The organism is Bacillus sp. JJ634 (assembly GCF_036962285.1).
Lineage (GTDB): Bacteria > Bacillota > Bacilli > Bacillales > DSM-1321 > Peribacillus > Peribacillus asahii_A.
This window is the reverse complement of record NZ_JBALMU010000208.1, coordinates 1-1632: the sequence shown is the minus strand read 5'-3', so window position 1 is coordinate 1632 and position 1632 is coordinate 1. Positions and strand designations below refer to the sequence as shown.

1 protein-coding gene is annotated in these 1632 nt (G+C 31.9%); it reads left to right on the top strand.

Annotation, left to right across the window (positions count from 1 at the left end):
- A partial coding sequence (locus V7068_RS21975; RefSeq protein ID WP_499714549.1) for a DUF4179 domain-containing protein occupies positions 1 to 1472 on the top strand: 1472 nt, incomplete at its 5' end.
- Positions 1473 to 1632: the final 160 nt, after the last annotated feature.

The following is a 1632-nucleotide window of genomic DNA, read 5'->3' as shown; positions in this document are numbered from 1 at the left end:
ATCCCTTAAAAAAGCTAAATTCCGATTTAATGTGGAATAAAACAAAAAAACAAGAACTAAAAAACCGAATTTTAGTTGATATTGAAAATTTGGAATCTAATGAGAGAAATAAGTACTCTAGTATATCAACACATAGCAAAAAGATAAATGTTAGCACCTTTAACAAAAGAAGTACTCTTTATAAAAGATTTTCATTAGCTATAGTAGTGTGCTTGATTATTATTTCGACATTTACTTTTACACCCGCATTTGCAGTTATTCAAGAGGTTTATGATAAAATATTTTCGAGTAAACATATTGATGATACAGGTGTTAGGACTGCAATAAACCAAGGGTATGGTCAAGCTCTTGATCAAACATTTTATGATAAGAAGCATGACATTACAGTGCATTTTGAAATGGTGGTGATGGATGATAAGGAGACAAAACTGTTACTGACCTATCGAAGTGAAAAAACAAATTTAAAGAACTATTATCTCGATATTTTTGAAGGCGATACTTCGATCAACCTGATTGTGGGAAATGAACGAAAAAAATTAAAGAATGTGGGTTGGGGAAGCAGGTATTACGATAGTAAGGAAAACAAAGTGGCTGAGGCAGAATCTCTTGAATCAATAAAAGAATATGAAGGACAGGACATTCGTTTAGAAATTGAAAATTTGACAATATATGATGACAACGGGGCTAGTACAGTTCATACGATTTGGCCACTTAGTTTCAAACTCGATAAATCTGCCATATCAAAAAGAAAAACAGTAGAAATAAACAAAAATTTCTCTTTTGAAGGAGAAACATACAAGATTAAAAAGGTAGAGTTTTCGGCGCTAGAAACAAGAGTGATTGTCACTGGATCTGACACGAAACTCCAAACGGATGAAAGAGGAATGCAATACAGGGTAATGAGTAAATTAGAACAAAAATTTCTTAATGCAAGGAAAATAGATAAAAAATACGGTTATATCGTTGACGATAAAAAATCTGGTGTATTTTTGAAATCAGCAGGCAAAAAAGTGGAGCCAATTTTTAGTAAGGGTGAAGTAGAGGGAGCAAAGGACGAATATATAATGATTTTTGCTCCGGTTAAGGATCGCCAAGACTGCATTCTTGAAGTTGGTGATGATATTAAAATACCATTAAATAAGAATGGGACTATAGAAAAACAATCGGAAGGTAATGAAAAAACAAATATAGACGCATTGTTAGCTGAAAATGGATTTACAGCAGAACCACTGTCGAATGATGAAATGAAAGAAATGGATTTATATCTTGAAAAACATTCAAAAGAATATTCAATTGATAGAAGAACTGTAATAGGAAAAGTGAAGAATCATGAAAATTCAAAGGTTATTGAAGTTACCATATCACAATCTGGTATTCTTGGTGAAATTCAGGCTGAAAATCCAGAAACAGCTGAAAAAGTTAGAAAAGAAAAGGGTTTGTCTTTCATTCCTATTTATTTAAATCATGATTAAGATAGATAAGATAAATCCCCTTTAATTTAAAGGGGATTTAATTGAACAAGCAGTAAAAAAGGATCTTCCAATCGAAGATCCTTTTTCCATACCGATAACATTTCCTTATGTTGACTAGTTTTGTATACATATCCCTTTGGGGATCTTATTCAACTATAGG